Here is a 22086-nt window from a genome sequence, read left to right on the forward strand (position 1 = left end):
TTGAGCAACAATTTCGTCGCGCCACGTTTCTTCGCGCAGGCCATACCGACCCATACCTCGGGCATGCGCATCGGCCTGCTCGGCGGCTCGTTCAACCCGCCGCACCAGGCCCATCGCGCGATCAGCCAGTTCGCGCTGAAACGTCTCCAGCTCGATCGCGTGTGGTGGCTGGTGACGCCAGGCAATCCGCTGAAGGAAAACGGCGCGCTGCACGAGCTCGGCGCGCGCATGCAGGCAGCGCGCGACATTGCGGACGATCCCAGGATCGAGGTGAGCTGTCTCGAATCCGTCATTCGCACGCGCTATACCATCGACACGATCAACACCTTGCGCCGCCGCCTCTCGGGCTTGCGCTTTGTCTGGATCATGGGCGCCGACAACCTCGCTCAATTCCATCGTTGGCAGCACTGGCGGCGCATCGCCGATCAGGTGCCGATCGCGGTCATCGATCGCCCGCCGCAGAGTTTTCGCGCCCTCGCCTCTCCCGCCGCCCAGGCGCTCAGGCGCTATCGCTTGCCGGAGAACGAGGCCGCCTTGCTTGCGGACCGGGCCGCGCCAGCCTGGGTGTTCCTGACCGGAATGAAGCTGAATCTCTCGTCGACCGGCTTACGGAACCCGGACGGAAGCTGGAAAGGTACGAAGTGAGTCAGATTGTGCGAACGCCATGCGGCCTTCGGGCTCTCTGGCATATTGAAACCCTTAACCCCACATGATGTAGTGTAACCAGTGGGCGCCGGATTCGGCGTTCGCGATACAGTGAAAGGAATGGTCCCTGACCACATCTGTATTGTCCAAGACAGCCTCACCCAAGACGGCTTCACCGAAGTCTGTTTTACCCAAGGTTGCCAAGCCGACGCGTAAAACATCGACCAAAGCTGCGGCCTTGAAGGCGCAACCCGACGCCGACAAGACGCTGAGCCTGATCCTCTCCCGCCTCGACGACATGAAGGCGGAAGAGACGGTTACCATCGACCTTCGCGGCAAATCGGCCTACTCCGACTACATGATCGTCACCACTGGCCGGGCCAACCGGCACGTCGGCGCGATCGCGGAGAACGTCGCCAAAGGCCTCAAGGAAAACGGCATCAAGAACATCCACGTCGAGGGCTTGCCCAATTGCGACTGGGTGCTGATCGATTCCGGCGATGTGATCGTGCACGTGTTCAGACCCGAGGTCCGCGAGTTCTACAGTCTCGAGAGATTGTACACGCAGGGCCCAGGGGCGGCCAAGGCGATCTGAGAGGCTGCTGGCCGATTTCGAATCGGCTGACGCGCATGCTAGCGTCGTGCGCGCGCATATCGCGCGCGGTCCAGAAAACGCGACCCTGAACATGTCATGCGCATAGCCGTCATTGCGGTGGGCCGGCTGAAGCAGGGCCCCGAACGGGAGCTTGCCGACCGCTATTTCGAGCGGTTCGACGAGGCCGGCCGGAAGCTCGGATTCCGCGAGCTCGCCATCCACGAATTGCCCGAAAGCCGCGCGCGCGATACGGCGACGCGGATGGCCGAGGAGGCCGCGGCGATCTCCGCCCATATTCCCGAAAAATCGGTGCTGGTGGCGCTGGACGAGCGCGGCCAGAATCTGGATTCGACCGTATTCGCACGGCATCTCGGGCGCTGGCGCGACGAGGGTGCCGGTCATACTATCTTCATGATCGGAGGGGCGGACGGACTTTCGCCCGAATTGCGCCGTAAGGCCAAGCTCGCGATCGCGTTCGGCTCTGCGACCTGGCCGCACCAAATGGTCCGCGTCATGCTTCTGGAACAGCTTTATCGGGCCGCCACCATTCTGGCCGGCCACCCCTATCACCGCGCGTGACCCGCGCCACAACGAGCACCTTTGCATAAAGCGATGCGAGCGCCTGTCCTCAACCTGCTGCTGATCGCCGGCGTTGCCGGCGCAAGTATCTTGGGCGCAAGTATCTTGGGCGCAAGCCTCGCGCAAGCTCAGACGCCCGCACCGCAGACTGCGGCCGTCGCGCCCGATGCGATCAAGCAGCGCGAGCAGGAGCTCGAAGCCGCGCGCGCCAGCAAGAAGAGCGCGGAGGAAGCGCAGGCCAAGCTCAAGGCCGAGATCACCTCGCTCGGCCAGGACCGCACTCAGCTCAATCAGCAGTTGATCGACACCGCCGCCAATGTGCGCACCGTCGAGATCAAGATCGACGAGGCCGAAGCGCGGTTGCGATCGCTGAACGGCCGCGAGCAGGCGATGCGCAGCTCGCTCGACTTACGCCGCGCCGATATCGTCGAGGTGCTGGCGGCCTTGCAGCGCGCCGGAAGGCGGACGCCGCCGGCACTTCTGGTACGGCCCGAAGATGCGCTGCAATCGCTGCGCACGGCGATGCTGCTCGGTGCCGTGGTGCCGGAATTGCGCGGCCGCGCCGAGAAAATCGCGGGCGAGCTCGGCGAGCTCGTGGCCTTGCGCAAGACCATCGCGACCGAGCGCGACCAGCTCGCCTCCGACCGCGACAAGGTGCGCAACGACCAGACCCGGCTCGCGGCTCTGGTCGACGAGCGGCAGCGCCAGCAGGCGTCGCGTGAAAAGGATCTCGACGCCGAGAACGCGCGCGCCGTCGCGCTCTCACGACAGGTCGGCGATCTCCAGGGGCTGATCGCCAAGATGGAGCAGGATCTGCAAAGCGCCGCCAAGGCGGCCGAGAAGGCGGCTGAGGCCGCCAGGCAGGCCGAGGCCAAGGCGGCTGCAAACGCGGCCGCCAGCGCCAAGACCGGCCCCGGCGCTTTCAAGGATCGTTCCCGAACCACCCCTGCGATGGCCTTCGCCGCGGCCAAGGGCCTCCTGCCTCTTCCGGTTAACGGTAACAAGATCAGGGAATTCGGCGGTTCCGACGGGCTCGGCGGGGTCCAGAAGGGCATTTCGCTGGCGACCAGGCCCGGCTCCCAGGTCACGACGCCGTGTGATGGCTGGGTTGTCTATGCCGGCCCCTTCCGCAGCTATGGACAACTCTTGATCCTCAATGCCGGGGGCGGGTATCATGTGCTGATCGCCGGGATGGAGCGCATTTCGGTCAACATCGGTCAGTTTGTGCTCACGGGGGAGCCTGTCGCGACCATGGGGTCGACTTCTCAAGTCGCCTCCATTCTCGCCACGAACGCGAGTCAACCTGTGCTCTATGTCGAGTTCCGCAAAGACGGCACTCCAATCGATCCAGGCCCATGGTGGGCCGCAAATGAAGGCGAGAAGGTTCGCGGATGATGCGCAAGACTTCAGTTATCCTCCTCAGCGCGGCCACCGGTGCGGCGCTGACGCTGTTCGTGACGCAACCGCGCGCGATCTTCATGGGCTCCAGCGCGCGAGCCGCCACCGCGGACACCTATCGCCAACTCAATTTGTTCGGCGACGTCTTCGAGCGCGTGCGCTCGGACTATGTCGAGAAGCCCGACGACACCAAGCTGATCGAATCCGCGATCAGCGGCATGCTCACCGGTCTCGATCCGCATTCGAGCTACATGGACGCCAAGAGCTTCCGCGACATGCAGGTGCAGACCCGCGGTGAGTTCGGCGGCCTCGGCATCGAAGTCACGATGGAAGACGGCCTGATCAAGGTGGTCTCGCCGATCGACGACACCCCGGCCTCGCGCGCCGGCGTCATGGCCAACGACATCATCACCAATCTCGACGACGAAGCGGTGCAGGGCCTGACCCTGAACCAGGCGGTCGAGAAGATGCGCGGCCCGGTCAACACCAAGATCAAGCTCAAGATCATCCGCAAGGGCCAGGACAATCCGATCGACGTCACGCTGGTGCGCGACAACATCCGCGTCCGTTCGGTACGCGCCCGCATCGAGGCCGACGACATCGCCTATATCCGCATCACCACCTTCAACGAGCAGACCACCGAAGGTCTGAAGCGCGAGGTCGCCAACCTCTCGAATCAGATCGGCGACAAGCTGAAGGGCTACGTCATCGACCTCCGCAACAACCCGGGCGGGCTGCTCGAGGAAGCGGTCACCGTCTCCGACTCGTTCCTGGAGAAGGGCGAGATCGTCTCGACCCGCGGCCGCAATGCCGAGGAGACCCAGCGCCGTACCGCGCATTCGGGCGACCTCACCAAGGGCAAGCCGGTCATCGTGCTGGTCAATGGCGGCTCGGCTTCGGCATCGGAGATCGTCGCCGGCGCGCTGCAGGACCACAAGCGTGCGACCATCGTCGGCACGCGCTCGTTCGGCAAGGGCTCGGTGCAGACCATCATTCCGCTCGGCTCGGGCAACGGCGCGCTGCGTCTGACCACGGCGCGCTATTACACACCGTCGGGCAAGTCGATCCAGGCCAAGGGCATCGTGCCCGACATCGAAGTGCTGCAGGACGTGCCGGACGAGCTGAAGTCGCGCACCGACACCAAGGGCGAAGCATCGCTGCGCGGCCATCTCAAGAACGACGGCGACGAGAAGACCGGCTCGCAGTCCTACGTTCCGCCGGACGCCAAGGACGACAAGGCGCTCAAGCTCGCCGACGATTTGCTCCACGGCATCAAGAACAGCGCCTCGGCGGCGCCCACCCCGGGCGGCGACAAGGCCACGACCGACAAGCCCAAAGCGGCAAACTAAAGTCGGCGCATCGCGATCTGACGAAAGGGCGGCTCCCGGAGCCGCCCTTTTTGCTTGGAACTCCTGCTATCCCCGGCCTATCCCGGCCTGCCGCCGCTTGACCTCGGCGTGGTATCGTCATCTCGAGTGATTCGGGATCGCGCATGACTGAAACGGCCGATGATCTGAGCGCCCCGCTCGGACGGGACAAGCCGCGCCGGAAGCGCCGGCTGCGGCTGCCGTTCACCGTCATGCAGCTGCTCGCGGTCCTGCTTGGCCTGTTCCTGATCACATTTGCCGGCTTCGCCATCTTCAACAAGGATCCGCTCGGCGGCGAGCCGATGACGCGGCTCGCGATCCGCGAGCCCAGTGCCGCAGACAAGGCCGGCGTCGACAAGCCGGCCGCTTCCGGCCATGGCCAGGACAGCAAGCAGGAAAGCAAGCAAGAGACCAGGGACGCACCGAAGCAGGCGGGCGAGCAGAAGACCGTCACCATGATCGACGGGTCCACCGGCACCCGCCACGACGTGGTGATCGGCGGCGATGCCGCCGGCAAAAGCGAGGCGGCCTCGGCTTCCGCACCGCCGCCCGTGATGGCCGGGATCGACTCAAAACTCCTCGAGAAATCGCGCTATGGCATGATCCCGGCGATGTCCGGGGATCTGAAGCCGTTCAACGTTTATGCGGCGGATGCCGACCGCGCCAAGGCCGCCAAGATGCCGGTGGTCGCGATCCTGATCGGCGGCCTCGGCGTCGGCGCCGCCAAGACCACCGATGCCATCATGCGGCTACCGCCGGCGGTGACGCTGGCCTTCACGCCCTATGGGTCCGATCCAGGAAAACTCGCCGAGCGCGCCCGCGCCCAGCGCCACGAGATCTTCCTCCAGATCCCGATGGAGCCCTATGACTTCCCCGACAACGATCCGGGACCGCAGACGCTGCTGACCTCGCTGAGTGCCGACCAGAACATGGACCGCCTGTACTGGCATCTGAGCCGGATGCAGGGCTATGCCGGCCTCACCAATTTCATGGGCGCCCGCTTCATCGCAACGGAGCCGGCGATGCAGCCGATCATCCGCGAGGCGGCCAAGCGCGGCCTCGGCTTCTTCGACGACGGCTCATCGCCCCGCAGCATCGCGCCCCAGGCTGCCGGCAGCCTGGCGATGCCGTTCGGCAAGGGCGATATCGCGATCGACGCGGTGCCGACCCCGGCCGAGATCGACCGCGCCCTGACCAAGCTCGAAGCGGCGGCGCGCGAGCGCGGCGTGGCCGTGGGCACCGCCTCCGCCCTCCCCGTCTCGATCGAACGCATCGGCGCCTGGACCAAGACATTGGGCGACCGAGGTATCCTTTTGGTGCCATTGACAACCGCGATGCTGAAATCAAAATCCAGCTAAATCAACGGATTGGTATGGCACAGGCCCGCGGGGCCTGCTTCAGCCTTACCGACGGCATGCGAGAGGTCTGGCGGAATGGCGCGTTACGAGGATCTGCCCTACCGGACCTGCGTCGGCGTGATGTTGCTCAACAAGGACGGACTGGTGTTCATCGGCCGGCGTGCCGGCGGTATCGAGCATGTCGACGACACCCATGTCTGGCAGATGCCGCAGGGCGGCGTCGATCCCGGCGAGGACAATTGGGAGGCCGCCAAGCGCGAGCTCTATGAGGAGACCAGCGTGCGTTCGGTCGAGCGGCTCGGCGAGGTTCCGGACTGGCTCACTTACGACATTCCGCGCACGGTCGCCGGGCGCGCCTGGAAGGGCCGCTACCGCGGCCAGCGCCAGAAATGGTTCGCGGTCCGCTTCACCGGCAAGGACAGCGAGATCAATGTCGAAAAGCCCGGCGGCGGCCACAAGGCCGAGTTCGTGAGCTGGCGCTGGGAGCCGATGAAGAATCTGACCGGGCTGATCATTCCGTTCAAGCGCCCGGTCTACGAGCGCGTGGTGAAGGAATTTTCCGCGCTGGCGCAGGATTAGTTCAAGTCGCCTTTCCAGGTTGATGCTAGAGCCAGTTCCGTTCCGATGGAATCGGAACGGGGCTCTAGTTTTAGTTTGACGCGTTTTCTTGACGCGAACCGGTATCCACTTCGCTCGAAAACGCTCTAATGCACAGCCTGAAATGACGACGAGAGATCCACGCGTGAGCACCGAAAAACCCTACCGTCCCAATGTCGGAATCGCGCTGTTCAATGCGGATGGCCGCGTGCTGATCGGGCATCGCTTCAAGGGCGACGGACCCGAGATCATCTTGCCGGGCCTGGACTGGCAGATGCCGCAGGGCGGCGTCGACGAGGGCGAGGATTTGCGCGATGCCGCGCTGCGCGAGCTCTGGGAAGAGACCAGCGTCAAGAGCGCAACCTATCTCGGCGAGACCGACTGGCTGACCTACCAGTTCCCACCTTACGACGGACCGCAGACGCATCGGCTGGCGAAATTCCGCGGCCAGCGCCAAAAATGGTTCGCGCTGCGCTTCACCGGCAAGGATGACGAGATCGATCCGCTGACGCCGCGCAACGGGCAGCCCGCCGAGTTCGACGCCTGGCGCTGGGAGCGGCTCGACCGTGTCCCCGATGTCGTGGTGCCGTTCCGCCGCGACGTCTACAGCGCGGTGGCGCAGCAATTTGCGCCGTTCGCAAACTAAGAACGCAGAGGCCTTTCACCGCTTAGGACGGGCAGGGGTGACCGCACAACCAGCCGCGGGCTCGCTCGGCCTCTCCCGTTTGCGGGAGAGGCCGGCGCGGTGCAACAAAGTTTCAGCGCCCGCCACTTCCGTGACGAGCGCTGAACTTATTCTGAAATTTGCAGCCTGAGCCCCGGCGCGGTGCACCGGGGCTTAGTGCATAGCCGTGGTGTTGAGCTCGTGCTGGATGCTCTTGAAGTGGTCGAGCCGGGCGATGGCTTGATCGAACTCGTCGCCCTCATGCTCCTTCAATCCCTCTTCCATCTCCGAGACGGTCGCGGCGAACTGGGCGCGGTCGAGCTCGGCCAGCGAGGTCGCGACGTCGGCCAGCACGGTGAGGCCCTTGTCGGACACTTCGGCGATACCGCCGAGCACGATGATCTTCTCGTGCTTGCCGCCGGTGGTCACGGTGAGAATGCCGGGCCGAATCGCGGCCACGACCGGCGCATGTCCCGCCAGCACGCCGAAGTCACCTTCGACGCCGGGGATATCGACCTGGTCGACCTCGCCCGAGAAGGCGAGCTTTTCCGGCGAGACGAGATCGAAGTGGAAGGTGGCCATTGGAAACCTGCGAATAGTGAGTAGCGAATTGCGAATGGAGCGGGAGCAGCGCGACTATTCGCTACTCCCTGCTCGTCCTTCGCAGCTTAGGCCGCCTCGGCCGCCAGCTTCTTGCCCTTCTCGATCGCCTCTTCGATGGTGCCGACCATGTAGAAGGCGGCTTCCGGCAGGTGGTCATACTTGCCTTCGCAGAGGCCGCGGAAGCCCTTGATGGTGTCCGCGAGGTCGACGAACTTGCCGGGCGAGCCGGTGAAGATTTCGGCGACGTGGAACGGCTGCGACAGGAAGCGCTCGATCTTGCGGGCGCGGGCCACCGTCAGCTTGTCCTCTTCCGAAAGCTCGTCCATGCCGAGAATGGCGATGATGTCCTGCAGCGACTTGTAGCGCTGCAGCACCTGCTGGACCTGACGCGCGGTGTCGTAATGCTCCTGGCCGACGACGAGCGGCGAGAGCATGCGCGAGGTCGAGTCGAGCGGGTCCACCGCCGGATAGATGCCCTTTTCCGAGATCGCGCGGTTCAGCACCGTGGTGGCGTCCAAATGCGCGAACGAGGTCGCGGGCGCCGGGTCGGTCAAGTCGTCGGCCGGAACGTAAATGGCCTGCACCGAGGTGATCGAACCCTTTTGCGTGGTGGTGATGCGCTCCTGCAGCGCGCCCATGTCGGTGGCGAGCGTCGGCTGGTAACCCACGGCGCTCGGAATACGACCGAGCAGCGCCGACACTTCAGAACCGGCCTGGGTGAAGCGGAAGATGTTGTCGACGAAGAACAGCACGTCCTGGCCCTGGTCACGGAAGTGCTCGGCAACGGTCAGACCGGTGAGGCCGACGCGGGCGCGGGCGCCGGGCGGCTCGTTCATCTGGCCGAACACCAGCGCGCACTTCGACTTGACGCTCGGATCCGGATTGTGCGGATCCGCGTTGACCTTGGACTCGATGAACTCGTGATAGAGGTCGTTGCCCTCGCGGGTACGCTCGCCGACGCCGGCGAACACGGAATAACCACCGTGCGCCTTCGCGACGTTGTTGATCAGCTCCTGAATCAGCACGGTCTTGCCGACGCCGGCGCCGCCGAACAGGCCGATCTTGCCGCCCTTGGCGTAGGGCGCGAGCAAGTCGACGACCTTGATGCCGGTGACGAGAATTTCAGCTTCGGTCGACTGGTCGGTGTAGCTCGGCGCTTCCTGATGGATGGCGCGCATGCCTTCCGACTGGATCGGGCCGGCTTCGTCGATCGGCTCGCCGATCACGTTCATGATGCGCCCGAGCGTGCCCGCACCCACCGGCACCGAGATCGGCTGACCGGTGTCGGTCACTTCCTGGCCGCGGACCAGACCTTCGGTCACGTCCATCGCGATCGTGCGCACGGTGGCCTCACCGAGATGCTGCGCAACTTCCAGCACGAGGCGGATGTTGCCGTTCCTGGTTTCCAACGAATTCAGAATGGCCGGCAGATGGCCTTCGAACTGAACGTCGACGACGGCGCCCATGACCTGGGTGACACGACCGACCTGGGTAGCTGCTGTAGCCATGAAGCTCTCCTTCGAAATTCTTTACTTGAACGACCGTCGTTTGGTTCGTGCGTCAGACCGCCTCGGCGCCGGAGATGATCTCGATCAGCTCCTTGGTGATCTGGGCTTGACGGGTTCGGTTGTAGATCTGGGTTTGCTTGCGGATCATTTCGCCGGCGTTGCGGGTGGCGTTGTCCATCGAGCTCATCTGGGCGCCGTAGAACGAGGCGTTGTTTTCCAGCAGCGCGCGGAAGATCTGCACCGCGATATTCCGCGGCAACAGGCCGGAGAGGAGTTCGTCTTCCTCCGGCTCGTAGTCGTAGGACGTCGACGGCGCGTTCGCCGCCTTTTCTTCCACGGTCAGCGGAATGATCTGCTGCGCGGTCGGAACCTGGACAATCACGGACTTGAACTGGGCGTAGAACAGCGTGCAGACGTCGAATTCGCCGTTGTCGAAGCGGGCCAGAACCTTCTTTGCGATGTCCTCGGCGTTGAGGAAGCCGAGCTGACGAACGCCGCGCAGGTCGAGGTGCTCGACGATCTGCTTGTCGTACAGGCGGCGGAGCTGCTCGTAGCCCTTGCGTCCCACGCAGAAAAATTTGACTTCCTTGCCTTGCGCCATCAGCGCCTGGGCGCGCTCGCGCGCGAGGCGCACGATCGAGGAGTTGAACGCGCCGGACAGGCCGCGCTCGCCGGTGCAGACCAGCAGCAGGTGAACCTGATCCTTGCCGGTGCCGGCCAGCAGCACCGGCGCGCCGGGCGAACCGGCGGCAGCGCTCGCGATGTTGGAGATCACCGCGCTCATCTTGTCGGCATAGGGCCGCGCCGCCTCGGCCGCTTGCTGGGCGCGGCGCAACCTGGACGCCGCGACCATCTGCATGGCCTTGGTGATCTTCTGCGTCGCCTTGGTGGAGGCGATGCGGACGCGCATGTCTTTAAGTGACGCCATTCTTCGTTCACCCCGGCGGTTCGATCCCTTGGATCAAGCCGCTAGCCTATCCCAGTCGTCATGCCCGGGCGTGTCCCGGGCATCCACGTCTTCGTTTCCATGCAGTGAGGCACGGAAGGCCGGGACAAGAAGCCCGGCCTTGCGACCGTTCTCTTACGCGAAGCTCTTGGCGAAACCTTCGACCACCGACTTCAGCTTGGCGGCGGTGTCGTCGGAGAGGTCGCGGCTGTCGCGGATCGCGTTGAGGATCTCGACGTTCTTGCCGCGCAGCAGCGACAACAGACCGTCTTCGAACGCGCGCACCTTGTTGACCGGAAGCGGATCGAGATAGCCGTTGGTGCCGGCCCAGATCACGCAGACCTGCTCTTCCATCTTCAGCGGCGCGAACTGCGGCTGCTTCAGGAGCTCGGTGAGACGCGAGCCGCGGTTGAGCAGGCGCTGGGTCGAGGCGTCGAGGTCGGAGCCGAACTGCGCGAACGCCGCCATTTCGCGGTACTGCGCGAGCTCGCCCTTGATCTTGCCGGCGACTTTCTTGGTGGCCTTGGTCTGCGCCGAGGAGCCGACGCGCGACACCGACAGACCGACGTTCACCGCGGGGCGGATGCCCTGGAAGAACAGGTCGGTTTCGAGGAAGATCTGGCCGTCGGTGATCGAGATGACGTTGGTCGGAATGTAGGCCGACACGTCGTTGGCCTGGGTTTCGATGACCGGCAGCGCCGTCAGCGAGCCCGAGCCCTGATCCTTGTTCAGCTTCGCCGCGCGCTCGAGCAGGCGGGAATGCAGATAAAACACGTCGCCCGGATAGGCTTCGCGGCCCGGCGGACGGCGCAGCAGCAGCGACATCTGGCGGTAGGCGACGGCCTGCTTGGACAAATCGTCATAGATGATGACGGCGTGCATGCCGTTGTCGCGGAAGTACTCGCCCATGGTGCAGCCGGTGAACGGCGCGATGTACTGCATCGGCGCCGGATCGGACGCGGTGGCGGCGACGATGATCGAATATTCGAGCGCGCCCTGCTCTTCCAGCACCTTGACGAACTGGGCAACGGTCGAGCGCTTCTGGCCGATCGCGACGTAGACGCAATACAGCTTGATGTTCTCGTCCGGCTGCGCGTTGAGCGGCTTCTGGTTGAGGATGGTGTCGAGCGCGATCGCGGTCTTGCCGGTCTGACGGTCGCCGATGATCAGCTCGCGCTGGCCGCGGCCGATCGGGATCAGGGCGTCGATCGCCTTGAGGCCGGTCGCCATCGGCTCGTTCACGGACTTGCGCGGAATGATGCCGGGCGCCTTGACGTCAACGCGCATGCGCTTGTCGGCCTGGATCGGGCCCTTGCCGTCGATCGGGTTGCCGAGCGCGTCGACGACGCGGCCGAGCAGACCCTTGCCGACCGGCGCGTCCACGATGGCGCGGGTGCGCTTGACGGTCTGACCTTCCTTGATCTCGCGGTCGGCGCCGAAAATGACGATACCGACGTTGTCGGTTTCGAGGTTCAGCGCCATGCCGCGGGTGCCGTTCTCGAACTCCACCATTTCACCGGCCTGGACGTTATCCAGACCGTAAACGCGGGCGATACCGTCGCCGACGGACAGGACCTGTCCGACTTCGGAGACTTCAGCTTCCTGGCCGAAATTCTTGATCTGGTCCTTGAGGATCGCGGAAATTTCCGCGGCGCGGATGTCCATCAGCCTGCCTCTTTCATCGCGTGCTTGATCGAATTGAGTTTGGTGCGAAGCGAGCTATCGATCATCCGGCTGCCAAGCTTGACCACGAGGCCACCGATGATCGAGGGATCGACCTTCACGTTGAGCGCGACGTCCTTGCCGGTCACCGACTTCAGGGCAACCTTGAGGGCGTCGAGATTCTTGTCCGAGAGCGCCTCCGCCACGGTGACGTCGGCCGTCGCCTCGCCCTTGAACCTGGCGACCAGGGCGCGATAGGCGCGGATGACGTCAGCCACCGCGAACAGGCGGCGGTTGGCGGTCAGCACTTTCAGGAAATTGGCCGAGATGCCGGCGATGCCCGCTTTGTCCAAAACGGCCGAGAGGGCTCTGGACTGGGCGTCGGCCGCGAACACAGGGCTGCGGACGAGGCGCTTCAGATCGGCGCTTTCGTTCAGCATGCCCTCGAATTTTTCGAGATCGGCTTTGACCTCGTCGACCACTTTCTGGTCGCGGGCCAGTTCAAACAAGGCCGTTGCATAACGGCCCGACACACCGGAAACGGACGTATCTTCTGCAGCCACAGACGTGCTCTTTTTGCTGTCAAACTCGCAAGGGAAAAACCGTCGCCACGAAGCGGCGCCTAGCGATCCAAGCCCTTGGAATTCAAGCGGGACTTCGATTTTCGACCCCGCACGGAAGTGCCGGGCTCGTTAAAATCGCGGCTTTGCTAACATAGCAGGCGCGCACGTGCAACATGACGCCAAATTAAAGGCATGACGTTCTGTCGCCAGTTCGTCGCAGTCCGCGACGACGCCACGACGGCCTGCCATGCCGCGGAATTGCCACAGCTCCTAAGCCCACCCCCGAGCCGACGCCGGCAATTGGTTCCTGCCTTCAGCGCATAGCGGCCATGAACACGGATCGCTGAGGCGTGATTCCGGGCGGGCGGACTTCACTCGCCGAATACTTTCCCAAATCTAAATGCGGGGAGCGATGACTTCGTTTTACAGTATTTACTAGTAATATATAGGTTAACGAATCGTTAAATTCCAATATTACGGAATGTCGGCTGAATATCTCTGCCGGTAACAAGATATTACACGGCGACACAGAACGGATTTACTGCCCAATTCACGCCTCATTAGGAATCGAAACGCGGTCCCGCTCGCAAACTTACGGGGGCTCCACTTGCCACATATGTGGCAATACTAGCTTAGGGACCAATATATGCTTTGTTTGAAGACGCTGGGCTCTGTGACCCGGCCGCGTACGGCGATCGCCTTTGTTGCCGCAACTCTTCTCATCGGTGGAACTGCCACCGAAGCTTCCGCCAAATCCCGCCATCACCACCGGTATTCCCACCATCATCATCGTCACCACGCCCAGAACGATGCCAACACGACCTCCGACTGGCGTAACGCCAATGCGTCGATGACGCCGTCGCAGGGCACCGGACGTTCCTTCTCCGGCATGGCTTCCTTTTACGGGAACGAGTCCGGCAGCAGGACCGCCTCGGGCCAGCGCTTCAACCAGAACGCCATGACCGCGGCGCACCGCTCGCTGCCGTTCGGCACCAAGCTGCGGGTCACCCATGGCGGCTCGAGCGTCATCGTCACCATCAATGACCGTGGCCCGTTCGTTCGCGGCCGTGTCCTCGACCTCTCCACGGGCGCTGCCCGGGCCATCGGCCTCACCGGCGCCGGCGTCGGGCGCGTCACCGCGGAAGTCGTCTCCTAAGGGGCGCGACGCCTGAAACAAGCCCGCCGTCTTGGGGGACGGCGGGCTTCGTCATTCCGGGGCGCGCGTAGCGCGAGCCCGGAATCCATCGAACAGCAGGGTCGGTGGTAGAATGGATTCCGGGTTCGCGACTTGGTCGCGCCCCGGAATGACAGTGGGGCCTACAAAAAGCTCTGCGGATCGACATCGACTTCGAGCTTTTGATTGCCCTTCGGCTTCGGGCATACGGCAAGCCAGTTGCGCAGATAATCCGACAGATCGAACCCGCGCGCCGATTTCACCAGGATGCGGAAGCGGTAGCGGCCCTTGATGACCGCGAGCGGGGCTTCCGCCGGGCCCAGCACCACCACGCGCTCGTCGCGCGGCGCGAGCGCAACGAGGTGGCGGCCAAAGCCTTCGGCGCTCGGCCGGTCGCCGGCGGAAATGATCAGGCTCGCGAGCCGCCCGAACGGCGGATAGAGCGTGCGTTCGCGCAAATCGATCTCGCTGTCGTAGAACGCTTCACGGTCGCAGGCGATCAGCGCCTTCATCACGGGATGATCGGGCTGGTGGGTCTGGAGATAGCCGACGCCGCGGCCCTGCTCGCGCCCGGCGCGGCCGATCACCTGGTTGAGCAATTGCCAGGTGCGCTCGGAGGCGCGCGGATCGCCATTGGACAGGCCGAGATCCGCATCGACCACGCCGACCAGATTGAGCCGCGGAAAATTGTGGCCCTTGGCCACGAGCTGGGTGCCGATGATGACGTCGACGCGGCCCTCCGCGATGTCATTCAGCTCGGAGCGCATCGTCTCGATCGAGGTGATGAGATCGCTCGACAGCACCATGGTGCGCGCTTCCGGGAATAGCGCGGCCGCCTCTTCCTGCAAGCGCTCGACACCGGGCCCGACCGCGACCAGCGATTCCTCCGCCGCGCAATGCGGACAGGTTTGCGGGCGCGGCATCGAGAAGCCGCAATGGTGACAGACGAGGCGCTGGCGGAAGCGGTGATCGACCAGCCAGGCATCGCAGATGGTGCAGGCGAAGCGATGGCCGCAGGCGCGGCACAGCGTCAGCGGCGCGTAGCCGCGGCGATTGAGGAACAATAGCGCCTGCTCGCGCCGCTCGATCGCGGTCCTGATCTCGGAGGCCAGCCGCGGCGAGATGAAGCGGCCGCGCGCCGGCGGCTCGCGGCGCATGTCGATGGCCTCGATATGCGGCATGTGCTGGCCGCCGAAGCGCGACGGCAGCGCGATGCGCTGATAACGGTTCTTGCGTGCATTGACCTCGGATTCGACCGAGGGCGTCGCCGACGCCAGAACGATCGGAACCTTTGCGATATGGGCGCGCACCACCGCCATGTCGCGGGCGTGATAGTGCACGCCCTCGCCCTGCTTGTAGGCCTGGTCGTGCTCTTCATCGACGACGATGAGGCCGAGATTGGCGTAGGGCAGAAACAGCGCCGAGCGCGCGCCGACCACGACCGGCGCGCTGCCCTCGGAGATCGCCGCCCAGTTGCGCGCGCGGGTGCGCGGCGTCAGCTCGGAATGCCATTCCAGAGGGCGCACGCCAAAACGCTGCGCGAAGCGATCGAGGAACTGGCCGGTGAGCGCGATCTCCGGCATCAGGATCAGCGACTGTTTTCCGCGGCGGATCGCCTCGGCCACCGCTTCGAAGTAAACCTCGGTCTTGCCCGAGCCGGTGACACCGTCGAGCAGCGCGACGTGAAAGCTGCCGTTGGCCGCGAGCGCGCGCATCGCATCGACCCCGGCGCGCTGGAGCGGCGAAAAATCCGGCCGGCTGAAATCCGGATCGGGTGCGGGCGGCGGCGGAGACGGCGGCATCGGCTCGACCGTGAGCGTACCTTCGTCGACGAGGCCGTCGATCACACCTGCCGAAACGCCGGCCTCCTTGGCCGCCTCGGACTTGCCGTGCAGCAGCCGGTCCGACAGCACCTCGATCAGGCGCTGCCGCGCCGGCGTCAGACGTTTTGGCGGATCGCCGACCAGGCGCACGCCGGCGCGCACCCGCTCGGGGCCGAGGTTCTCACCCATGCGCAGGCACATGCGAAGCACCATGCCGCGCGGGCTCAGCGTGTAATTGGCGACCCAGTCCACGACCGCACGCAGCTCGGGCTTCAACGGCGGGATGTCGAGCTTTTCGCTGACCTCCTTGAGGCGGTTGTGCAGGCGCGGATCCGGATTGGCGTTTTCGGCCCAGACCACGGCGAGCACCTCGCGCGGGCCGAGCGGCACGCCAATAATATCGCCCGCCTTCAGCTCCATCCCACGCGGCACCTTGTAGGAATAGGTCTGGTCGAGCGCGACCGGCACCAGCACGTCGACCATGCGGGTCGCGTTGGCGGAGACGACGTTGCTGCGCGACGTGTGATCCATGGAGGGGGAATCGGAACCCGGGGCCTCAAGGCTAGCGCCCTGAGGCGGCCTTAGCGAACGATAAACGAGTGTGATGCGATATACTGAGTGGAATCACCACGTCCAGAGCGCATGAGCAAAGCGGCCGCCCCACAGATCGAGCTCGCCAGCGCCGATCCTGACATCGCGCAGGAGATGACGCGCTGGCTGTCGCATCTCGGTGCGGAGCGGCGGCTGTCGCCGAAGACGCTGGAAGCCTATGCCCGCGATTTGCGGCAGTGCCTGAATTTCCTCTGCGGCCATTGGGGGGAGCGGGTGACGCTGAAGCGTTTCGCCGCGCTGGAGGCCACCGATATCAGGGCCTTCATGGCGATGCGCCGCGCCGACGATATTGCCGGGCGCTCGCTGATGCGCGCACTCGCGGGCCTGCGCTCGTTCGGCCGCTTCCTGGAGCGCGAAGGCAAGGGCAAGGTCGGGGCGCTCTCGGCAATCCGTGCGCCGAAAGTCGCCAAGAGCCTGCCAAAGCCGCTGCCGATGGCGTCGGCCAAACGTCTTGCGGACGCCGACGAGCGCGCCGGCGAGGATCGCGAGAGCTGGATTCTGGCGCGCGATGCCGCGGTGATGGCTCTCCTCTACGGCTCGGGCCTGCGCATCTCCGAAGCGCTGGGGCTGACGCGCCGCGAGGTGCCGCGTCCCGGCGAAGGCGACGTGCTGATCGTGACGGGCAAAGGCAACAAGACCCGCATGGTGCCGGTGCTCCAGAACGTGCTCGCACTGGTGCATGAATACGTTTCGATGTGCCCGTATCCGCTGCCGGCGGAGGGGCCGATCTTCGTCGGCGCGCGCGGCGGGCCCTTGAGCCCGCGCATCATCCAGCTCGCGATGGAGCGGCTGCGCGGCGCGCTCGGCCTGCCCGACAGCGCCACGCCGCACGCGCTCCGGCATTCCTTCGCCACGCATCTGTTGTCACGCGGCGGCGATTTGCGCGCGATCCAGGAATTGCTCGGCCATGCCTCGCTCTCGACCACGCAGATCTATACCGGCATCGATGCCGAGCGGCTGCTGGAAGTCTATGCCAGCGCGCATCCGCGGCGCTGATGCTGACATGAAGCTGTCATAGCAAGCCTCTCGGCGCGCATGCCTCTTGCGCGGCGCCCGCGGTTCGGTCAATCGTGGGGAACCGAGCAGGAGGGATTTATGAGCGCACATGAAAGCATGGAGCACGCCGAGCACGCCGAACACGCGTCCGGCTCGAACAAGAAGATCGCGCTCCTGATCGCCGTTCTGGCGCTTTTCCTGGCGATCTCGGAGACGCTCGGCAAGGGCGCCCAGACCGAATCGATCAGCAAGAACGTCGAGGCTTCCAACCTCTGGGCGTTCTTCCAAGCCAAGAGTATCCGCCGCACCATGGTGCAGAGCATGGCGGACCAGGGCAAGCTCATCCTCGGCGCGGCGAGCGACGAGGCCAACAAGGTGGCCGTGCAGAAGCAGATCGAGGACTGGCAGAAGACCGCGCAGCGCTACCGCTCCGAGCCCGAGACCGGCGAAGGCACCGAGCAGCTGGCCGAAAAGGCCAAGCACGCCGAGCATGAGCGCGACGAGGCGACTGCGAAATATCATCACTTCGAACTCGCGTCCGCCGCCTTCCAGATCGGCATCGTTCTCGCCTCAGCCACCATCATCACCGGCATGATCGCACTCGCCTATGTCGCCGGCCTGCTGACGATCGCTGGGCTCATCATGACCGGGCTTGGTCTGTGGTTGCCGCATCTGCTGCATTTGCATTGAGACTCGTAGCCCGCATGAGCGCAGCGACATGCGGGGAGCCACAATAAGGAATCCCGGATATCGCTTTGCTCATCCGGGCTACTCGACTGCATTGAGGGGACGAGGCGAGATTTGTAGCCCGCATGGAGCGCAGCGGAATGCGGGGCCGCAGGCAACAGTCCCGGATTGCGCTGCGCTCCATCCGGGCTACGGGACCTGAACAAGTGGCGACGATCAGCGCGCTTCGTGCACGCTCTTGCGAAAACGCTGGATCAGGCGGAGCGTGCGGGAGGACCAGCCTTCGCCGTTGCCCGCGATCAGCTCCCTGATGCGCCGCTTGACCGGATCGACCAGCTCGGCGGCCTTGGCACGCAGCTTCAGCATCAGATCATAAAGCCGCTCGAACCAGGCCATCTCCATCAGCTTGTCCCGCGTCACATCGAACACGAAGGCGGTGACGCCGACGCCGAGCAGCTTTGCGAACACGATGGTGAAGACCGCGCTGGTCCAATATTCGTGCGTGAGCAGCCACAGGCCGACCAGCTTGAGCGGAAACAGCGGGATGATGGGCACGGCGAACACGATCAGCGTCATCGCCGGCGACAGCGCATCGACGCGATCCGTGAGCCATTGCTTGAACCGGGCGAGCGGGATGATTGCGACAACCCGCGCGACGATCGGTTCGAGATGATCCCACAGCCAGGCTTCGATCAGGAAGATGATCGCAAGCAGGACCCAGACCGGTTGAAGCAGGCGGCGTAGCATGTGTTTCCCGCCCGATTCGGCGCTGGGCGCGACCTACATATGGATGGCCCGCTTCCCGACTGCAAGCGCGGCTTCCTTGACGGCCTCCGAGCGGGTCGGGTGCGCGTGGCAGGTGCGCGCGAGGTCCTCCGCGCTGCCGCCAAACTCCATGAGAACACAGGCTTCATGGATCATTTCGCCGGCTTCGCGGCCGATAATGTGCACGCCGAGCACACGATCGGTCTTCGCATCTGCGAGAATCTTCACAAAGCCGTCGGTGGTCTGATTGACCTTGGAGCGGCCGTTGGCGGTAAAGGGAAACTTCCCGACGGTATAAGCCACGCCCGCCTGCTTCAGCTCCTCCTCGGTCTTGCCGACGGAGGATACTTCCGGTGTGGTATACACGACGCCTGGGATAACATCGTAGTTCACGTGGCCGGCCTGCCCGGCGATGATCTCGGCAACCGCGACGCCTTCATCCTCGGCCTTGTGCGCGAGCATCGGGCCCGCGACGACGTCGCCGATGGCATAGACGCCCTTCACGCTGGTGGCGAAGTGCGGATCGATTTGCACGCGGCCGCGATTGTCGAGCGCAACGCCGGCTTCCTTCAGGCCCAGCCCATCCGTGTACGGCACACGACCGATACAGACGAGAACGACATCGGCTTCCAGCGTCTCGGCAGCGCCGCCGGCGGCAGGCTCGACCGTCGCCTTCAGTGTCTTGCCGGAGGTGTCCACGCCCGTGACCTTGGCACCGAGCTTGAAGGCAAAGCCCTGCTTCTCCAGGATGCGCTGGAATTGCTTGGCGATCTCGCCGTCCATGCCGGGCAGGATGCGGTCGAGGAATTCGACGACGACGACTTCAGCGCCTAGACGGTGCCAGACCGAGCCGAGCTCGAGGCCGATCACGCCGGCGCCAACGATCAGCAGCTTGCCGGGGACCTTGTCCAGCGACAGCGCGCCGGTCGACGACACGATGCGCGTCTCGTCGATCTCGATGCCCTTGAGCCGTGCGATGTCCGAGCCGGTGGCGATCACGATGCTCTTGGTCTCGATCACTTGCGACTTGCCGTCGGCGGAGACTTCGACCTTGCCGGTGCCGAGAATCTTGCCGGCGCCCTTGAGCACGTCGATCTTGTTCTTCTTCATCAGGAACTCGACGCCCTTGACGTTGCCGTCGATGCCCTGCTGCTTGAAGTTCATCATCGCGGGTAAATCGAGCTTCGGCGCGGAAACGCTGACGCCCATCTTGGCGAAGGAATGCCCGGCCTCCTCGAACATTTCGGAGGCGTGCAGCAGCGCCTTGGACGGCATGCAGCCGACATTGAGGCAGGTGCCGCCGAGCGTTGCGTTCTTCTCCACCACGGCGACTTTCATGCCGAGCTGCGCTGCACGCACCGCGCAGACATAACCGCCCGGTCCGGTGCCGATGACGACGAGATCGTATGCCATGAGAGAAAGTCCCGTAAGTTTATCGTTGACGGATGTGTCTGCGTCCGCGCGGCGCGTCAGCGTCCGCCGGACACATCGAGAATGGCTGAGGTGACATAGGAGGCCTCGTCCGACATCAGCCAGACAATGGCATTGGCGACTTCATCGGCAGTCCCGACGCGCTTCATCGGCACCATATGGGCCAGACGATGGGCGCGGTCGGGCTCACCGCCGGCAGCGTGGATTTCGGTGTCGATCAGGCCGGGGCGGATGCCCGCGACGCGAATGCCCTCGCCGGCAACCTCATAGCCGAGGCCGATGGTGAAGGAATCGATCGCGCCCTTGGACGCGGCATAGTCGACATAGGTGTTCGGCGCGCCGAGCTTGGCAGCAACCGACGACAGATTGACGATGACGCCGCCCTGGCCGCCGTGCCTGGTCGACATCCGCTTCACCGCCTCGCGCGCGCAGAGGATGGAGCCGGTGACGTTGACCGCCATGACGCGCTGGATACGCTCGGCCGACATCTCGTCGACCCGCACGCCGCTGGTCCCGACAATGCCGCCATTGTTGACGAGCGCGCCGAGCGTGCCGAACGCGTCCGCAGCCTTGAACAGCGCCAGGATGTCGCTTTCCTCGGCGACGTCGCATTTCACCGCGATGGCCTTGCCGTTGCTGGCTGCGATCTCCGCGACCACCTCGTCGGCGGCCGTCTTGTTGCTGGCATAGCCGACGACGATTCGGAAGCCGCGCGCGGCCGCCGCAATCGCGGTCGCCCGCCCGATGCCGCGGCTGCCGCCGGTGATGACAACGACTTTATCCGTCACGCGCGCCTCCATGGTTCGACACGCGCCGTCGCGAAAGGCGACGGCGCTCGCAGAGCATCAGCGATCAGAGATCGAGCACCAGACGCGCCGGATCTTCCAGGCTCTCCTTGACGCGAACAAGGAAGGTCACCGCTTCCTTGCCGTCGATGACGCGGTGATCGTAGGACAGCGCCAGATACATCATCGGGCGGACCTCGATCTTGCCGCCGATGACCATCGGCCGCTCCTGGATCTTGTGCATGCCGAGAATGCCGGACTGCGGCGCGTTCAGGATCGGGGTCGACATCAGCGAGCCGTAGATGCCGCCGTTGGTGATGGTGAAGGTGCCGCCCTGCATCTCGTCGATCTTGAGCTGGCCGTCGCGGGCGCGACGGCCGAAATCGGCAATGCCCTTCTCGATGTCGGCGATCGACTTGTTGTCGCAGTCGCGGACCACGGGCACGACGAGACCCTTGTCGGTGCCGACGGCGACGCCGATGTGATAGTAGTTCTTGTAGATCAGATCGGTGCCGTCGATCTCGGCGTTGACGGCCGGGATGTCCTTCAGCCCCTGCACGACGGCCTTGGTGAAGAAGCCCATGAAGCCGAGCTTGCTGCCGTGCTTCTTCTCGAACGCATCCTTGTAGTGGGCGCGCAGCGCCATGACGTTGGTCATGTCGACCTCGTTGAAGGTCGTGAGCATCGCGGCGGTGTTCTGCACGTCCTTGAGGCGGCGCGCGATGGTCTGGCGCAGCCGGGTCATCTTCACGCGCTCTTCGCGGGCGGCGTCATCGGCCGGCGAGGGTGCGCGGACCTGGACCGCTGCGGCCGGCTGGTTGACCGGGGTCGGCGCCGAGGCCGCACGCTCGATCGCGGCGAGCATGTCGCCCTTGGTGACACGGCCGTCCTTGCCGGAGCCGGGAACGGTCGAGGCGTCGATGCCGGTCTCGGCCGAGAGCTTTCGCACGGACGGAGCGAGCGGCGAGTCGGCCGGCGGCGCCTTCGCCGCGGCGGGGGCGGCGGCTGGGGCCGCCGCGGCGGGAGCTGGCGCGGCAGCCGGCTTGGCGGGCGTCTTTGCGACGCCGGCCGTGCCCTCGGTGATCTGCCCGAGCAGCGCACCGACCGCAACGGTCGTGCCATCTGCGGCGATGATCTCGCTTAGCGTGCCCGCGGACGGCGCTGGGACTTCGATGGTGACCTTGTCGGTCTCGAGCTCCACCAAGGGCTCGTCGACGGCGACGGCATCGCCGGCCTTCTTGAACCAGCGGCCGATGGTGGCCTCGGTGACGGATTCGCCGAGGGTCGGCACACGAATTTCAGTCATGGTCTTTTCCTTAAGGAGATCG

21 protein-coding genes are annotated in these 22086 nt (G+C 64.8%); 11 read left to right on the forward strand and 10 right to left on the reverse strand.

From position 1 onward, the window contains the following. The 8 genes from AC0L2F_RS31230 to AC0L2F_RS31265 all read left to right on the forward strand — a co-directional run bounded on the left by AC0L2F_RS31230 (nucleotide 1) and on the right by AC0L2F_RS31265 (nucleotide 7185). On the forward strand, nucleotides 1-645 hold the full coding sequence (locus AC0L2F_RS31230) for a nicotinate-nucleotide adenylyltransferase (RefSeq protein ID WP_473251013.1): 645 nt from the start codon (nucleotides 1-3) through the stop codon (nucleotides 643-645). 238 nt (nucleotides 646-883) lie between these two features. Continuing rightward, nucleotides 884-1240: a ribosome silencing factor gene (rsfS, locus tag AC0L2F_RS31235; protein WP_007604366.1), complete on the forward strand. Its 357-nt coding sequence runs from the start codon at nucleotides 884-886 to the stop codon at nucleotides 1238-1240. Between the two features lie 96 nt (nucleotides 1241-1336). Further along, the gene (gene rlmH, locus AC0L2F_RS31240) at nucleotides 1337-1819 is read left to right on the forward strand and encodes a 23S rRNA (pseudouridine(1915)-N(3))-methyltransferase RlmH (RefSeq protein ID WP_007598905.1); all 483 of its coding nucleotides are present in this window, start codon (nucleotides 1337-1339) and stop codon (nucleotides 1817-1819) included. Between the two features lie 33 nt (nucleotides 1820-1852). Continuing rightward, a complete protein-coding gene (locus AC0L2F_RS31245) occupies nucleotides 1853-3214 on the forward strand; it encodes a murein hydrolase activator EnvC family protein (protein ID WP_473251014.1) in 1362 nt (453 codons plus the stop codon). Next, nucleotides 3211-4566 (forward strand): S41 family peptidase, encoded by a 1356-nt coding sequence (locus AC0L2F_RS31250; protein WP_007604359.1) that lies wholly within the window; start codon nucleotides 3211-3213, stop codon nucleotides 4564-4566. The genes AC0L2F_RS31245 and AC0L2F_RS31250 overlap by 4 nt, the downstream gene beginning before the upstream one ends. Nucleotides 4567-4709: 143 nt before the next feature. Further along, nucleotides 4710-5942, forward strand: a complete 1233-nt coding sequence (locus AC0L2F_RS31255; protein WP_473251015.1) for a divergent polysaccharide deacetylase family protein — start codon at nucleotides 4710-4712, stop codon at nucleotides 5940-5942. A 75-nt stretch (nucleotides 5943-6017) separates the two neighbouring features. Then, nucleotides 6018-6521, forward strand: coding sequence for an RNA pyrophosphohydrolase (locus tag AC0L2F_RS31260; RefSeq protein WP_007604352.1), 504 nt, complete (start codon nucleotides 6018-6020; stop codon nucleotides 6519-6521). A gap of 163 nt (nucleotides 6522-6684) precedes the next feature. Then, a complete protein-coding gene (locus tag AC0L2F_RS31265) occupies nucleotides 6685-7185 on the forward strand; it encodes an RNA pyrophosphohydrolase (RefSeq protein WP_473251016.1) in 501 nt (166 codons plus the stop codon). Nucleotides 7186-7377: 192 nt separating this feature from the next. On the opposite strand, the gene AC0L2F_RS31270 is transcribed toward AC0L2F_RS31265, so the two are convergent. The 5 genes from AC0L2F_RS31270 to AC0L2F_RS31290 all read right to left on the reverse strand — a co-directional run bounded on the left by AC0L2F_RS31270 (nucleotide 7378) and on the right by AC0L2F_RS31290 (nucleotide 12485). Next, a complete protein-coding gene (locus AC0L2F_RS31270; RefSeq protein WP_007604349.1) occupies nucleotides 7378-7785 on the reverse strand; it encodes a F0F1 ATP synthase subunit epsilon in 408 nt (135 codons plus the stop codon). 86 nt (nucleotides 7786-7871) lie between these two features. Continuing rightward, nucleotides 7872-9314, reverse strand: coding sequence for a F0F1 ATP synthase subunit beta (gene atpD, locus AC0L2F_RS31275; RefSeq protein ID WP_473251017.1), 1443 nt, complete (start codon nucleotides 9312-9314; stop codon nucleotides 7872-7874). Nucleotides 9315-9366: 52 nt separating this feature from the next. Next, nucleotides 9367-10242 (reverse strand): F0F1 ATP synthase subunit gamma, encoded by an 876-nt coding sequence (locus AC0L2F_RS31280; RefSeq protein ID WP_473251018.1) that lies wholly within the window; start codon nucleotides 10240-10242, stop codon nucleotides 9367-9369. Nucleotides 10243-10395: 153 nt separating this feature from the next. After that, nucleotides 10396-11925, reverse strand: coding sequence for a F0F1 ATP synthase subunit alpha (gene atpA, locus AC0L2F_RS31285; RefSeq protein ID WP_007604342.1), 1530 nt, complete (start codon nucleotides 11923-11925; stop codon nucleotides 10396-10398). Next, nucleotides 11925-12485: a F0F1 ATP synthase subunit delta gene (locus AC0L2F_RS31290; protein ID WP_007604340.1), complete on the reverse strand. Its 561-nt coding sequence runs from the start codon at nucleotides 12483-12485 to the stop codon at nucleotides 11925-11927. The genes atpA and AC0L2F_RS31290 overlap by 1 nt, the downstream gene beginning before the upstream one ends. 646 nt (nucleotides 12486-13131) lie before the next feature. On the opposite strand from AC0L2F_RS31290, the gene AC0L2F_RS31295 reads away from it, so the two are divergent. Next, nucleotides 13132-13641: a septal ring lytic transglycosylase RlpA family protein gene (locus AC0L2F_RS31295; RefSeq protein WP_007604338.1), complete on the forward strand. Its 510-nt coding sequence runs from the start codon at nucleotides 13132-13134 to the stop codon at nucleotides 13639-13641. 161 nt (nucleotides 13642-13802) lie between these two features. Here AC0L2F_RS31295 and AC0L2F_RS31300 read toward each other — a convergent pair whose 3' ends face one another. Next, entirely contained in the window at nucleotides 13803-16013 is a 2211-nt protein-coding gene (locus AC0L2F_RS31300; protein ID WP_473251019.1) for a primosomal protein N', read from the reverse strand. A 111-nt stretch (nucleotides 16014-16124) separates the two neighbouring features. Here AC0L2F_RS31300 and AC0L2F_RS31305 point away from each other — a divergent pair, with 111 nt between their 5' ends. Next, nucleotides 16125-17090 carry a tyrosine recombinase XerC gene (locus AC0L2F_RS31305; RefSeq protein WP_007604334.1) on the forward strand — a complete coding sequence of 322 codons (966 nt, stop codon included), beginning with the start codon at nucleotides 16125-16127 and terminating at the stop codon, nucleotides 17088-17090. A gap of 99 nt (nucleotides 17091-17189) precedes the next feature. Continuing rightward, nucleotides 17190-17780 (forward strand): DUF4337 domain-containing protein, encoded by a 591-nt coding sequence (locus tag AC0L2F_RS31310; protein WP_007604332.1) that lies wholly within the window; start codon nucleotides 17190-17192, stop codon nucleotides 17778-17780. A 213-nt stretch (nucleotides 17781-17993) separates the two neighbouring features. Here the strand turns inward: AC0L2F_RS31310 and AC0L2F_RS31315 are convergent, their stop codons facing one another. Genes AC0L2F_RS31315 through odhB form a run of 4 tightly spaced genes read right to left on the reverse strand, consistent with a single transcriptional unit; the run spans nucleotide 17994 to nucleotide 22064 of the window. Then, a complete protein-coding gene (locus tag AC0L2F_RS31315) occupies nucleotides 17994-18524 on the reverse strand; it encodes a hypothetical protein (RefSeq protein ID WP_473251020.1) in 531 nt (176 codons plus the stop codon). Between the two features lie 33 nt (nucleotides 18525-18557). Next, a complete protein-coding gene (gene lpdA, locus AC0L2F_RS31320; protein ID WP_473251021.1) occupies nucleotides 18558-19955 on the reverse strand; it encodes a dihydrolipoyl dehydrogenase in 1398 nt (465 codons plus the stop codon). Nucleotides 19956-20011: 56 nt separating this feature from the next. Then, a complete protein-coding gene (locus AC0L2F_RS31325; protein ID WP_473251022.1) occupies nucleotides 20012-20773 on the reverse strand; it encodes an SDR family oxidoreductase in 762 nt (253 codons plus the stop codon). 52 nt (nucleotides 20774-20825) lie between these two features. Next, the gene (odhB, locus tag AC0L2F_RS31330) at nucleotides 20826-22064 is read right to left on the reverse strand and encodes a 2-oxoglutarate dehydrogenase complex dihydrolipoyllysine-residue succinyltransferase (protein ID WP_473251023.1); all 1239 of its coding nucleotides are present in this window, start codon (nucleotides 22062-22064) and stop codon (nucleotides 20826-20828) included. Nucleotides 22065-22086: the final 22 nt, after the last annotated feature.

This window comes from Bradyrhizobium sp. Ken64, from assembly GCF_055807555.1.